We start from the raw sequence: 14,072 nt of genomic DNA on the forward strand, positions 1-14,072 counted from the left end.
AGGAGAGATCACGATGACCGTTCCGGCACTGCCCGGGTGGATCAGCGCGGGCACGATCGACGGCGTGCCGCTGTGGCGGCGCGCCGGCGAGCCGGTGTACGTCGCGGCCACCGACACCGACCAGCTCGCCTTCCTCGACGCCGCGCTGGAGTGGTTCGACGAGGCGGGACCGCAGGAGTTCGCCGCGTTCGTCGAGCGAAGGGGCTTCCGGCCCGTCAGCGCGCGCCGGTGAGCGCGTCGTCCGCCGTACGGCCGTCGTCACCGGCCTCCTGAGGCCGGTGCCGCGGACCGCGCAGGAGAACGTAGACGAGAAGCACCGCCATGACCGCCGCACCGGCCCACATGGCCTGCTGCCAGCCGTCGACGAAGGACTCCCTGGCGGCCCGGGTCAGCGCCCGCGCCTGGGGACCGGCCTGGCCGGCGACCGCGAGGGCCTTGACGACGCCTTCGCGGGCGGTGGCGGCGGTGTCGTCCGGCACTCCGTGCAGCCGGGGGTCGATGGCGCCGCGGTACCCGGCGGTCAGGACCGCGCCGAGCAGCGCGACGCCGAGCGCGGTGCCGAATTCCCGGGTGACGTCGTTGAGCGCGGACGCGACGCCTTGCCGTTCACGTGGCAGGGCGCTGGTGATGGCCTCGGTGGAGGGCGTCATCGTCAGGCCCATGCCGAGTCCCATGGCGAGCATGCCCGGCAGGATCGACAGGTAGCCGCCGTCGGCGGAGACGAAGGCCGCCATGAGGACCAGCCCCGCGCCGCTCAGGAGGATCCCGGCGGCCATGGTCGTACGGCTGCCGGCGCGCGCCGCCACCTGCGGGGCGAGCCCGGAGGCGGCCATCATCAGCACCGCCATCGGCATCAGCGCCAGGGTGGAGCGCAAGCCGGACCAGCCGAGCACCGCCTGGAAGTACGGGAACAGGACCACGAAGATCCCCGCCTGCACGCCGAAGACCGTCAGGAGCGCCACGGACCCGCTCGCGAGTCCGCGCTCGCGGAACAGCCGGACGTCGAGGAGCGGTGCCGCCCGGCGCAGTTCCCACGCCACGAACCCGGCGGCGGCGATCACGCCGACGAGGAGGCTCAGCAGCGTCACGGGCTCGGTCCAGCCGCGTTCGGGACCTTCGTGGAGGAAGGAGACGAGCCCCACGACCGCGACGACGGACGCCAGCGACCCGACCGTGTCGAACCCGTGCTTCGACGCCTCGCGGGAGTTCGGGACGGAGCGCAGGGTCATGACGATCGCGACGGCGACGAGCACGACCGGCAGGACGAACAGCCACCGCCAGCTGGCCAGGTCGACCAGGACGGCCGACAGGTACATCCCGAGGATGCCTCCCCCGCCGGCGACGCCGGTCCACACGCCGATCGCCTTGGAGCGCTCCTCGTCCGGGAAGGTGGAGGTGATGACGGCGAGGGTGACCGGCATGATCATCGCCGCGCCCACGCCGCTCAGGAATCGCGCGGCGAGCATGACCCCGGACGACGTGGCGAGGCCGGCCGCCGCACTCGCCGTACCGAAGACGACCAGGCCCGCGAGCAGCACCGGCCTGCGGCCCCATCGGTCGCCCAGCGCGCCGAGCGGCAGGAGCAGCGCGCCCAGACTGATGGCGTAGATGTTGATGAACCACAGAACCTCGGACTGGGAGGCGTCGAACGCGGTGGTGAGCTCCGGCTGTGCGACGCTCAGCCCGGTCACCGAGGCGATGACCGCCATCAGCGCGATACAGACCGTGACCAGGACCGTACGCCGTCGTCGCGGGTCCTCGATGATCGTGCCGGGGGCTCTCGCGTCCGTGGACGGACTCGTACTCATGGCGTTCCTCTCATGCGGGCAGGGGGTGGCGGCGCCGGAGCAACGGACCCCGGCACCGTCGGATCGTGGGGTCAGCGGCGCCGGGTGGCGCGTACGACGACGTCGTGCAGGTCGACCGGGCGGCCCTCGGGGCCGGTGACCGTGCGGGAGGGCTCCTCGGCGGTGACGATCTCCCACGTCTCGCCGTCCAGGCGCGCGGTGACGGCCGCCGCGGTGACCGACGCCTCGGCGGGCGGATGGTGCCCGTGGCCGGTGGAGCCCGGGGCGTGCCGGTGCCCGACGATGAGCAGCATGCCGCCGGGCGCCACCCACCCGGCGATGCGCTCGTAGAACTCAAGCTGCGGCATCGCGGGGTGGGCGTAGTGGGTCGTGACCAGGTCGTACGGCGCGTCCGGGCGCCAGACGCTCAGATCCGCCTCGACCCACCGCAGGCGCTCCGGGGCCGCGCTCGCCGCCGCGCGTTCGGCCGCGCGGGCGAGGGCCTCGGACGCGATGTCGGCCGCGGTGACGTGCCAGCCGTGCGAGGCGAGCCAGATCGCCTCGGCGCCGCCGCCACAGCCCGCGTCCAGTGCCGTGCCCGGTGTCAGGCCGGCGGTCTCACGCGCGAGGTACGGGTTCGGCGGGTTGCCGCCCACGGCCCGCGGTCCCTCGACGCGTCCCTCCTTCCAGTGCCGCTCCCAGAAGTCCTTGTCGAAGTCGTACGTCACAGGTGGTTCCTCCTCGTTCACGCTGGTCATCGTGCCGACGAGTGAGACGAAGCGGCAAACCTTGTTGCCGAATGGCAAAATGGAGGGATGGACGAAGCCTTCGAGCGCACTCTCGACGCCGTCGGACCGAGGCTGAAGCGCCTCCGGCTGCAGCGGGACGTCACGCTCGCCGACCTCGCGGCGGAGACCGGCATCTCCACCAGCACCCTGTCCCGGCTGGAGGCCGGCCTGCGACGCCCCACACTCGAGCAACTACTGCCGCTCGCCCGCGCGTACGGGGTCACGCTGGACGAACTCGTCGACGCGCCGCCGACCGGCGATCCCCGCATCAACCTGCGCCCCATCGCCTGCGGCGACGGCCTGGTCGTCCTGCCGCTGACCCGAAGGCCCGGCGGGATCCAGGCGTACAAGTTCGTCCTCCCGGCCGGACGCGACGACGCCGAGCCCGAGCTGCGCACCCACGAGGGCTACGACTGGGCGTACGTCCTCAACGGAACGCTCCGGCTCGTCCTCGGGGAGCACGACATGCGCCTCAAGCCCGGGGAGGCAGCGGAGTTCGACACGCGCATCCCGCACTGGTTCGGGGCCACCAGCGCCGGCCCGGTCGAGTTCCTGAGCCTCATCGGGAAACAGGGCGAACGCGCACACGTCCGCGCGGCCCCGAAACGCGGCACGGCCGAGTGAGAAGCCGCCGGGACGGCCGGCGAGTGGTCCGGGTGACCGTCTAGAGCGGTCTAGAGCGCTCGCCGTATGGGGCCGGAGTGCCCGTCTGGGCGAGTTTTCGGGATTCTGCTGCGCTGAGTGTTCGAAGGATCTACTCTCCGTAATAGCCATTCACGCTGGATTCAACGGGAGAGTCAATGACCGCCGTACGCGCACCGCTCAACCCGAGGACGTCTCTCTGGCACATGCTGGCCTACCTGCTCCGATGGGAGCGCGAGAAGAACGGCCTCTCACTGACCCAGTGGGGCAAGATCGCCACCGCCGCCCCCTCGACGGTCTCCAACGTCGAAGCCGGCCGCCGAAAGATCGACGAGAGGCAGGCCAAGATCATCGACCGCCACTTCCAGACCGGCGGCCTCTTCGAACTGCTCCTCTGGTACGCCCAGAGGGGCCACAACCCCGACTGGGCCCAGTCGGTCATCGGGTACGAGGCCATCGCCGGGATGATCCGGATCTACCAAGGTCAGATCATCCCTGCCCCGTTCCAGACCGAGGACTACGCGCGCGCCCTGCTGCTGGCCAGCAGTGACGTCAAGGACATCGACGAGACCCTCAAGGCCAGGATGGAGTGGCAGAGCTCCATCCTGGAGCGGCCGGATCCGCCCTACGTCTGGGCGCTGCTGGACGAGGACGTCCTGGACGACTGCATCGGCGGGCCTGAGGTCATGCAGGCACAACTCCGGTACCTGCTCGAACTGATAAAGCGGCCGAACCTCTCCGTCCGCATCATCCCGCGCTCGGCAGGAGCACATATCGGAAAAGATGGACCTTTCCGCCTTATCAGTGTCGAAGGACGGGACATTGCCTACGCTGGAGCGGCGAGAGGCGGTCGGCTGATCGAGATGTGCGGCGAGGTCGACCAGTTCAGGCTGGACTTCGATCTGATCGGACAGAAGGCAGCCTCCGACGACGCCTCACGCGTCCTGATCGAACGGCGATTGGAGACCACCGAGTGGCGATGCAGTGGCGCAAAAGCTCAGTTAGCAGCGCGGTCAACGACGAAGCGTGCGTCGAGGTGGCGCCGCTGACCTCACAGGAGGCTGCCAGCCTGCTGGCACGAATCACAACTAACGACACCGGCTGCTGACTAACACAACACCGCTTGCGCGGGCGACACGCGGGGTATCCGAGGATGCTCCGCGTGTCGTGAATCCACGGGAATCAGGGGCCAACGGCAAGTGATGAGCGGCACCTACAACTAAGTCAGCCCTCAGAACGAGGCGTCTCTGCAGGCGGTCCCGCCGCTGGCCTGCTGACGCACGATCGACGACACCGAGGTCATCGCGCACGAGCACCATCAGCGCCTGCCAGTATCTTTAGAGCTATCGCAGCTACGAAATCCTTAGCATCTGACGATCGAGGAAGGTTCCTTTCGAGGACAGTACGCAACCAGACCGCCTTATTATCTGCGGAAACATCTCGATGGAATCGCTCCAACTCGCCGACCTCGACTACAAAAATACCGATCTTCCTGAGCTCTTCACAGAGGATATCGAAAGAGATAAGAGCCTGGCCGGAGAACAAGCTACGACCGTACAACTTCGCCTCCCTCCACCCGCTCGATACCCGCAAAGACTTCGATATTTCTCTAAGCTCTTTCGAACTGAGTTCGCTAGCGCTGCCAGCCTTCAGCACCATGTTGATTTCGGATTCCGCCACGGCGCGACGGACCTTCCTGGCATGGTTCCGTACCGCACTTAGAACATCGTTGCGCCGCGGTGTAAGCGCTTCGACGTCCCCACCACATGAATCGACCAGCGCATTGAAGTCCTTATCCTCTTGCAAGAAGTCAATATCGACAACACAGCACACTGGGACCTCTGCAGCACGAAGCGCTTTCACTGCTTTAGGAAGCCTATCCTTGCCTCCACAGTGCGTGAAATGAAGACTAAGAACGGACGTTGACATACCGTTCGGCAACTGCTCTAGCGAGTCAAGGACCGCTCGGTAGTACGTACAATCAGAATCCGCCTCACAGAGGACAGTACCTTGATAGAATAGGCCACCAAGAATCCCGTAATACTTCACCAAAGGATCTTCATAAAGGTCGCGAATCGTTTGCGATGCCACCTGATAGGCGCGATTCGAGGCGGGGCCGTCGCGCACGAGGCGCACAATTGAAACGTCACGCCCCTTGGACATTCCAGAGGTCAGACCCTGAAGGATTTCCTGACTATGGGTCGCCACGATAATCTGAACTTCATCACCACATTTTTCGCTCAACATTTTTCCGAGCAGGTAAGCCTGCGGTGGATGCAAAAACGCCTCTGGCTCATCTATGATTAGCAGCGGAAAATGTGCGGTCTCAATTGCAAGTAGTATCCCCACGAACGCCCGTATCCCATCACCTTGATCCTTCAACTCGGGCAAAGCGTTAAGCTGCTGAAGGTACTCATGCGAAGGCGGAATTGCCTCCTCCGCTGACACAGAGCCCACATGCAGGGTTATCACCGAGCCTGCATACCTGTTTACGGTAAGCGATTCACCAAATGCGCGGGTCATTAGCTCACTGATTCGCTGTTCCAGATCTCGATCTTTGTAGAGATGCTGAGCAGGAACCACCGGCCGATCGTGGAGGAGATCAAAACTACTGGTTTGGCCTGCCGTCATACCCAAGCGGCCTTCAGCGTTGAGATGAAGCGCGTACGCCCCTACCAGCTGACCCAGAGTTTGCGACTGTAGGAGGGCCCCGAGTTGAGGCTCCGCCACAATTTGGCCATCTATATGGTAAGCAGGCTCGAAGATTTGCCCGAATCGGGTGAGTCCTGGCTGGAGTCGTTCATACCGCTGGTGCAGCCAGTTGATCGCCTCTTCAACTGATGTCCGCGGCTCAAGCTCAATGCTTCCTATGAGCGAGGTAGGCTGCTGGCGGCCTGGCACAAAGCCGATATAGCCTTGGATTTCGCGTAGGAATAGGCTCTTCCCTGCATTATTCGGCCCTACGATCGCCGTAACGCCACTGGAAACTTCGATGACGTCGCCTGACAGAAGCGTGATCGTCTTCAATTTTGGAAGCATAGCCTAAGAATATTACAAAACCCGCTCTGGTGATACAGAATCGCGGAGCGATCCGTTAGCGAGACAGCAGAACCTCAACCACACCTGACCCTTAGCGCCAAGGCACGGTTGGCACACGGGCCTGTTCGGTGAGGACGCCCTCTTGGGCAGCGATCACCACTGCGATAGTCGTCCCGGCAAGCCGGGCACTCTACCGGCAGTACTCATGTACATGCTTCCTATAGCGCTACCCGTACGCACAGCGTACGGTAACTCGCGAGCTGGCTGCGATACTGCCTCAACAGTGGATCGTCCTGCCCATCGGACCTCCTTTGTGGAGCTAGCTTCCTGATTCTGAGCTTCCTCAAAAAATGGTGTCTTGTTCAGCTGAAGCTAGACGACCTCTTGAGGACGGAGCATTCCTTTTATCGTGGAGGCCGGCGGCGACCTCGGCGGCGTAGCGCTCGTGGTTCAGTTCGAGCAGACGATCAACGATCTCGCGCTGCACGGCCGGACCGACCGTGAAGCGAACTTCTCGGCCGACAGGATGCATACCGTGATTCAACTGCGGGATTAGGTCTTCCCAGCCGTAGGCCCAGCAGACCGCCTCATCGATCGCTTTGTGAACACTTCGCAGTTGTTCGATGCCCGCATCGTGGCACTCCTTATTGTTTACTGAGTTATACATATCCGTCAACCCAATGCCACTCCCATTATTGCAGGACAACGCCACCTCCTGCCGGATCACATCGAGGCGTTCTCCCAATTCTCGCATCTCCTGAGTGAGCCCAGGCAGCGGCATTGTTTCGAAGACGTCCGATGGCGTATAACGAAGCCTAGTCTCTAGCGTCGATGCCCGCCCGATTGCCCACCAATAGTGCGGTGCGCTGCTGAGCAGCGCCAACATCGCCATATCATCCGTTGCGAATACGACAATTGAATCGCTGATTACCTGATCTTTCCGTATCCTTACAGGCATGACCACCTTACTTACGCGAGTGAGGGCGATCACGTGGTCCAGGTCAGCGGAGGCTTGTCGCATTTCGGGCCGCTGCCGGAAGAACTGCCACCAATAGCGGCGCCCGAATTCATCCTTCTGACGAAGTCGCTCCGACTTTACAGTGCGAACGACGTGCTCAAAACACAAAGAGTAGCTCTGCGATTTCTCAAGGGACCAATCTCGGAAGTTTATAACGTAACGACTAGCCGAGCAGTCTGGACGGGAATTCAAATCCTGTCCACTAAGATAGGGTTCCAATACCTCCTTGTTGCGAGGATCTTTAGCGATCAATTCAGCTGCGACTGCGGGATCCAGAACGAATCCGGATCCCATAACATACTGCCCAATGAAGGAAATATTTGCATTTGCAAGAAGGCGCTCCGGGTTCCCGCTTACCCTGGAAACAGGATCCAGGGACGGCGTTATTCCGGGAACCTGCGCACCATCTGCAATGAACTCGGCCTCGGGACCGACAGGCGCCCCACTTGTCCAGACAGCACAGTATTCCAACACTGCGGACTTTGAAGGCCAGGGACGACTTTTGATAGACCTCCGTATAGTGGTTCCCCTTTCGACGAGCTGATCCAGCCCAACTTCGCGGGTATCACCCTGCGCAAGACTATTCGTTGCGAGCAAGCCGACCTGGCCATTCGCGCCAAGTACCTCATGAGCCCGCAAGACAAAGTAGGCGACCAAGTCAGCGTGTCCTCTTTCACCTCTTCCGACGACCTCGACCAGCCACTCCCGGTATGCCGCTCCTGTTGCGCCGCTGATCTTCTTCCCACCAAGGAATGGTGGATTGCCGACAACAGCGTCGAAGCCAGGACCGCGCGGGTTACGGTAATCGAAGACCTCCGGAAAGAGCAACGGCCAGTGGAACGGATCACGTTCGAAGCCACCTGCGGGGAGATCCGTCTGCAGCAACATTCGAGCCTGATCCCAAGCCGCCAATTCTGCAATCCATCTACTTCCGCCACCGCCCTGCATGCTCCTGCGGTCGCTGAGAAGCTTCGCGGCGGCCCTCAGAGCTTGGCCTGATGCGTTATCGAGGGCGTTGCCACCTTTGCGTATGTAAGCAAGGGCGGTGCCGACACAGAGGTCGGCGATGACACGAGTCGATTCGGACTTTCTTTCGACCTCGGCGAGGACTTTGCGCTTCTTGGCAAGGCCTTCCAACGTTGTGCCGTCGATCTCCGTTAGGCGGCGGCGGTCTTCGGCCAGTTCGGCGACCAGCTCGCGGAGGCCGGCGGTGAGGTCGAAGAGCTTGTCGTCGCCCTTGTGCAGCTCCCGGCCGCGCACGGGGTCCATGTGGAGGACTTCGAGCTGCTCCAAGGACGTGATGCCGAGCAGGGAGTCGCCGGCGATGAGGCGGTCGTCGAGGAACGTGAACGGGCGCTGCGGGTCCATGGACACCAGCCACAGCGAGAGCTTGGCCATCTCGACGGCCATCGGGTTGATGTCGACGCCGTACAGGCAGTGCTCGATGATCTGCCGGCGCGCCTTGATGATGAGCGGGTCGTCCTCAGCGTCCAGGGCGGCGTCGGTGCGCTTGGACGTGTAGGCGAGGGCCTCTTCGTCGCCCTCGCGGGACCAGGCCTCCACGAGGTGGCCGGCGAGGTAGCGGCAGGCGGCGACGAGGAACGCCGCCGAACCCATCGCGATGTCGGCGACCTTCAGCGACAGAATCTCCTGCGACGACTTGGGCTTCCACTCGTCCTTGTTCGCGGTCTGCAGCGGCCCCGGCTCGTACACGAGAGGTTCGAGGGCGCCTTCGACGACCTGTTCGGCGAGGAAGCGCGGCGTGTAGTGGGTGCCGGTGTTCTTGCGGAGCGAGGACTCGGTGACGTACAGCGCGTCGGTGAGGATGACGACGGGCAGGTCCCGCAGGTCCGTGCGGATGATGCCGTAGAACGGCAGCAGCCGCCGGGTCAGCGGGTAGTCGCCGCCGGTGACGGCGAGGAGCTTGCGTTCGGCCTCCTGCTCGTCGACGCCGGCCGGCGGGGCGAGGCGCTTGGTGAGGGCGGCGGCCGATCCGATCTTGGAGTCCTTGTACGCGGCGGCGAGGCGGGCGGCGAGGGCCTCGGTGGAGCCGGCGGCCTCGGCGTGCTCTTCGAGCTCCCGCAGCGGCACCTCCTCCTCGTACCCCTCCTTGCCGATGAGGCCGACGACGGTCTCCTGGGCGTGGAAGCCCTCGAAGGACAGCAGGCCCTCGTAGACGTACCCGATCTCCTCGACGTCGAGGGTGCGGAAGGACAGCTTGCGGCGTTCGCGGTTGCGGCCGGTGCCGATCTGGACGTACTGCACGGCGCGGAGCATGTGCAGGACGGTGCGGTCGTCGATGTTCAGCGGCAGCCACGCGAAGCGGTCCGGGTCGAAGATCGAGCCGTCGTGGGCGTGCATCGTCAGGTCGGGATGGTCGACGCCGTAGTAGACGGCGTTGAACGTCGCGAGCAGGCGGTGCCAGGCGCCCGTGCTGTGCTCCAGGTCCTCCTCGGTGCCCTCGACGGCGCGGGCCTCCAGCTCGGCGCAGAGCAGGCCGACGGAGTACGACGTGCGGTACAGCTCCTTGTCGCTGGGCAGCAGGCCGCGTTCCTCGGCGAACAGCAGGAACACGACGCGCATCATCACCGCGACCGCGCCGCGGTAGACCTCCTGGGCGGAGACGTCGCCGATGCCGGGGCCGCCGGCGGCGAGGTCGTGGGTGTGGGCGCGGCCGATCGCGGCGACGAGGAGCTCGACGGCCTGGCGGACCTGGACGCCGAGGGCCTCGGTGATGTCCTCCTGGTTGCCCTTGCTGTCCTCCAGCAGCTTCGGCAGCGTCTCGGTCTCGGGGACGCCGAAGAAGCGGGTGCGGTTCAGGAGGGAGACGAACGCGCGGACGACGTCGCGTTCGGCGGCGGTGGCCCAGTCGACGGAGTCGAACACCGCGGTGGTGGTGACGCCGCCGCGCGGCGCCCAGACCAGGGTCCACCAGCGGCCGTCGGTGGCCAGGCCGAGCGGCACGTCGTGGTGGCGGCACAGCTGGGCGAGCCGGCCGGCGGGGCTCGCGGACCACCCCTCCCCCGCGACGCGCCGGGTCGGCGGGCCGGAGGTGACCAGCCCAAGGAGGCGTACGTTCCCGGGCTTGAGGTCCGCGCCGGGCTCGAGCAGGGCGAACGACGGGGTGACCGTCGTGTCGTACTCGGCGACCTCCAGGGCGAGCGCGTCCAGGCCGGTGGTGACGAGGGCGTCGCCCCAGCCGAGCAGCTCGGCCAGGACGTACTCGATCCACTCCGGGCCGGTGCCGTGCATGAGGCGGAGGCGTTCGCGGGCGGCCTTGTCGAGCGTGTCGAGCGTCGGCCAGACCCTGCGCAGCACGGGCAGGGACAGGAACGGGCCGGAGACCTCGATCAGGCCGAGCCACCGGTTGTGGTCGTAGCTGTCACGGTGCCGGGGGTACCGGGCCATCTCTACTGTGCCTCTCGCTCTGGTACGACGAAGATGATCGCCACGGGGAAGGAGTGCGACCGGGGGTCGGCGTATCGCGCGTCGATCTGCTCCAGCTCCCGGTCGCGGTCGCTCTGCAGCCGTCGCAGGCGCTCCTCCCAGGACCTGCGGTCCCGATGGTATTGCGCGATCTCGTCCTTGCTGCGCGCCTCGATGGCGGAGAACAGGGTGTCCTCCTCCTCATCGCCCCGGGCGATCTGGGCGCTCAGGCTCGCGGCGAACTGCTCCAGGTTCGCGGTGATGCGCTCCCGCTCGGCCGTACGGCGCTGGTCGAGCTTGCGTTGCAGCGACTCGCGGCGGGCGGCCGTACGCCACTCGATCGCGCCGGTGAGGCCGTCGCGGACGCGGGCGGACTCCCAGCGGTCGGCGAGGATGCCCTGGATGCGGGGCGTGGCCTCGCGGCCGTTGGTCAGGGCGCGGTCGAGGAGGTCGCCGAGGCGGCCGACGCTCTCCCAGCGGCGGAACCGGCCGGTCGGCGGCGCCCAGCCGCCCGCGTGCAGGACCTCTTCGTGCAGGCGTACGCCGTCGGCGCCGACCAGCACGAATCGGGAGTACGCGCCGACGAGCACGGTCTCCAGCTCCGGGTCGTCGCTGATCACGGCGGCGACGCGGTGCAGGCCGATCTCGTCGTTGGAGACGGCGGCGCGCAGCAGGCGGGTGGACATCGCGACGAGCGGGTGGCCGAGGTGGGCGAGGACGACATCGTCGCGGCCCCGGGCGACCCGCTGGTCGAACGTCACCGGCCGCTGCTTCGGCTGCTCGCCGGGGGCGGGCAGCTTCTCCCACAGCCCGGCGGACGCGCGCTCCCACGAGCCGGTGAGGGTCGGCACCTCGTACAGCGGGTCGACGTCGACCGCGGGTTTCAGCGGCTGCTGACGGGCCAGGTCGAGCGCGGTGTCGACGACGCGCTTGACGGCCGGGGGCGTGATGCGCAGCTCGGCGACGGTCTTGTCCAGCTCGGCGCGGAGCCTGCGGACCTGCTCGCCGACGTCGGATTCGGCGGGAACGTTCCCGCCGCGCGTACGGCCACGGCCGGCGTTCTCCACGTCGAAGTCGTCGATCTGGCCGGTGAGCCGGCGCTGCACGGCGTCGGCGAGGACGGCGTTGACCGCGCCGAGGTCCTCCTCCATCTGCGCGACCTTGCGGGCCACCCGCGACAGGAACTCCAGGTCCGCCTCGTACGAGTCGACGGCCTCGCCCCAGCCCGTACCGACGAAGTGCCGGATCTGCGGGGTCTCGCGCTGGCCGTACCGGTCGATGCGGCCGATCCGCTGCTCCAGCTTGTTCGGATTGAACGGAATGTCGTAGTTGACCAGCCGGTGGCAGTGGTTCTGCAGGTCGATGCCCTCGCTGGCCGCGTCGGTGGCCAGCAGGATGCGGACCGGGTGCTCGCCCGGGTCCTTCTGGAACGCCAGCCGCAGGCGCTCGCGGGCCTCGGCGGTCATGCCGCCGTCGAGCTCGGCGACGCGGTCGCCGCCCATACCCTCGCTGCGCAGCAGCTCGCGCAGCCAGTCCTTGGTGTCGCGGTACTCGGTGAAGACGATGACGCGCTCGTTCGTCCAGTGCCTCCCGTCGGGGATGCAGACGGACCGCAGGTAGGAGATGAGCTCCCTGGCCTTGGCGTCCGGCTGCGCCTCGTGGGCGTCGGCCCAGTCCTTCATCCGCTGGAGCAGGCTCAGCTCGTCGGCCTCCTCCTCAACGAGCGGGCGCGTACGGGCGAGGGCGTCGTGCTCGGCCTCCTCCAGGGCCTCGTCGTCGAGAGTGGCGGTCTCGTCGAAGAAGTCGTCGAGCCAGTCGTCGTCCGCGGGCGCGACGGCCTTCCCCTTCGCGGTGAGGGTGTCGGCGTAGACGGCGATGGTCTGGCCGAAGGCGTACGGGCTGGAGAACAGGCGCTTCTTCAGCAGCAGCGTCACCAGGTCGGCGGCCTTGCGGCCCCGCGTCTGGTTCAGCCGCCGGCGGCGCGCGTCGGCGAAGTCCTTGAGCAGCCCGTGGATCTCGCGCTCGTCCTCCGGGTACGCGACGGGGATCGCCTTCGCGTCGCGCTGCGGGAACAGCGGCCGGCCGCCGGCGTCCTTGATCTGCCGCTTCAGCCGGCGTACGACGACGTCCTCGACCGCGCTCCGGTCCGGCTCGACGCCGCGCGCGAACCGCTGGTCGTCGAGGATCTCCAGCAGTGCGGTGAACGACGCCTGATAGCCGTTGTGCGGGGTCGCCGACAGGAACAGGCGGTGCGTGAAGTGCGGGGCGAGGCGCCGGATCAGCTTCGTCTGCTGGGAGTCGACGGCGTACACCTGCTTCGGCGCGGCCGGGGCGACGTGATGCGCCTCGTCGAGGATCAGCAGGTCGAACGTGCGGGGGTACGTCGGGCCGTCCGGCGGCAGCACCTCATCGAGCAGGCGCTGCGCCTTGGGCCCGCGCAGCCACGGCAGCGACACGATCGCCAAGGGGTAGACCTCGAACGGGTTGGCCGCCGAACCGTGCGTACGGCGCACCTCCGCGCAGCGCTCCGAATCGATGATCGTGAAGTCCAGGCCGAACTTGTCGGCCATCTCGTCGCGCCACTTCACGGTCAGGCCCGCCGGACAGACGATCAACACCTTGCGGCCCCGGTGCCGCAGCAGGAGCTCCTGGGCGACGAGACCCGCCTCGACGGTCTTGCCGAGACCGACGTCGTCGGCGAGCAGCAGGTTCACGCGGGGCGCGTCGACGGCGCGGGCGACCGGCTCGAGCTGGTAGTCCTCGATCGCGACGCCGGACCGGAACGGCGCCTGCAGCGTCTTCACGTCGGCGGACGTCACCGCCGACCAGCGGATCGCGTCCAGGAACGCGGCCAGCCGCTCCGGTGAGTCGAAACCGTCCCGGGTGATCTGAGGCAGGGAGCCGCTCGGGAGCGTACGGCGGCCGGGCTCGACCTCCCAGATGACCGACAGCGTCTCGCCGTACCGGCCGTCCTCGACGCTCTGCAGCGTGATTCGGGTGCTGCGCGCGGCGGGTTCGACGTCGCTTACGACCCAGCGCTGACCGCGCACTTGCACGAGAGAGCCTTCGGCGGGCAGTTCGGCGGTCGGCGTCGGCACGTCTCTCCTCGGGTCCGGGGGATCGGACATTCCTAGCGCATGTGCATCGCGCCGCCCAGCAGGCGGCCGGTGCCGGACACGCCCGGGCGCGCGCCCGTCGCACACCGTAGACCACTGGGGCTTGTGCGTCCACGGTCGTCTTATTCGTGAGTACGGCTACTTGGACTTCTCTTGTGTACCGGATACACATCTGATCTACTGACGGTGGTCGATCGGTTCGCCAAGGCAACCGTTAGCGTTGCTCACGCGTCCCATGAACACCAGCCCTCCGGCA

Annotated in this window: 8 protein-coding genes and 1 pseudogene; 4 read left to right on the top strand and 5 right to left on the bottom strand. The window is 66.4% G+C overall.

The window, feature by feature from the left end; translation table 11 throughout:
• Positions 1–13: 13 nt before the first annotated feature.
• A complete protein-coding gene (locus NE235_RS27865) occupies positions 14–232 on the top strand; it encodes a hypothetical protein (protein WP_252808223.1) in 219 nt (72 codons plus the stop codon).
• Here NE235_RS27865 and NE235_RS27870 read toward each other — a convergent pair.
• Both NE235_RS27870 and NE235_RS27875 read right to left on the bottom strand, forming a co-directional pair.
• Positions 216–1,808 (bottom strand): MFS transporter, encoded by a 1,593-nt coding sequence (locus tag NE235_RS27870; protein ID WP_252808225.1) that lies wholly within the window; start codon positions 1,806–1,808, stop codon positions 216–218. The two genes, NE235_RS27865 and NE235_RS27870, sit on opposite strands and share 17 nt — an antisense overlap.
• 71 nt (positions 1,809–1,879) lie before the next feature.
• A complete protein-coding gene (locus NE235_RS27875; protein WP_252808227.1) occupies positions 1,880–2,536 on the bottom strand; it encodes a class I SAM-dependent methyltransferase in 657 nt (218 codons plus the stop codon).
• Positions 2,537–2,602: 66 nt separating this feature from the next.
• Here NE235_RS27875 and NE235_RS27880 point away from each other — a divergent pair, with 66 nt between their 5' ends.
• From NE235_RS27880 to NE235_RS38780, 3 genes and pseudogenes are all read left to right on the top strand, one after another.
• The gene (locus tag NE235_RS27880) at positions 2,603–3,199 is read left to right on the top strand and encodes a helix-turn-helix domain-containing protein (RefSeq protein ID WP_252808229.1); all 597 of its coding nucleotides are present in this window, start codon (positions 2,603–2,605) and stop codon (positions 3,197–3,199) included.
• A 224-nt stretch (positions 3,200–3,423) separates the two neighbouring features.
• Positions 3,424–4,161 (top strand): annotated as a pseudogene (locus NE235_RS27885) (helix-turn-helix domain-containing protein); the annotation flags it as partial.
• Positions 4,162–4,196: 35 nt separating this feature from the next.
• Complete coding sequence (locus NE235_RS38780) at positions 4,197–4,325, top strand: DUF397 domain-containing protein (RefSeq protein ID WP_406567648.1); 129 nt, start codon at positions 4,197–4,199, stop codon at positions 4,323–4,325.
• A 191-nt stretch (positions 4,326–4,516) separates the two neighbouring features.
• Here NE235_RS38780 and NE235_RS27890 read toward each other — a convergent pair whose 3' ends face one another.
• From NE235_RS27890 to drmD, 3 genes are all read right to left on the bottom strand, one after another.
• Positions 4,517–6,244, bottom strand: coding sequence for an ATP-dependent nuclease (locus NE235_RS27890; RefSeq protein ID WP_252808233.1), 1,728 nt, complete (start codon positions 6,242–6,244; stop codon positions 4,517–4,519).
• A gap of 355 nt (positions 6,245–6,599) precedes the next feature.
• A complete protein-coding gene (locus NE235_RS27895; protein WP_252808234.1) occupies positions 6,600–10,592 on the bottom strand; it encodes an Eco57I restriction-modification methylase domain-containing protein in 3,993 nt (1,330 codons plus the stop codon).
• Between the two features lie 92 nt (positions 10,593–10,684).
• Positions 10,685–13,798: a DISARM system SNF2-like helicase DrmD gene (drmD, locus tag NE235_RS27900; protein WP_252808236.1), complete on the bottom strand. Its 3,114-nt coding sequence runs from the start codon at positions 13,796–13,798 to the stop codon at positions 10,685–10,687.
• Positions 13,799–14,072: the final 274 nt, after the last annotated feature.

The organism is Actinoallomurus spadix (assembly GCF_024055725.1).
Taxonomy (GTDB): Bacteria; Actinomycetota; Actinomycetes; order Streptosporangiales; family Streptosporangiaceae; genus Actinoallomurus; species Actinoallomurus spadix.

What these genes read in the sequence shown, in the direction of transcription:
- NE235_RS27865 (WP_252808223.1), top strand. Translation starts at nt 14, where the DNA reads ATGACCGTTCCGGCACTGCCCGGGTGGATCAGCGCGGGCACGATCGAC.
- NE235_RS27870 (WP_252808225.1), bottom strand. Translation starts at nt 1,808, where the DNA reads ATGAGTACGAGTCCGTCCACGGACGCGAGAGCCCCCGGCACGATCATC.
- NE235_RS27880 (WP_252808229.1), top strand. Translation starts at nt 2,603, where the DNA reads ATGGACGAAGCCTTCGAGCGCACTCTCGACGCCGTCGGACCGAGGCTG.
- NE235_RS38780 (WP_406567648.1), top strand. Translation starts at nt 4,197, where the DNA reads ATGCAGTGGCGCAAAAGCTCAGTTAGCAGCGCGGTCAACGACGAAGCG.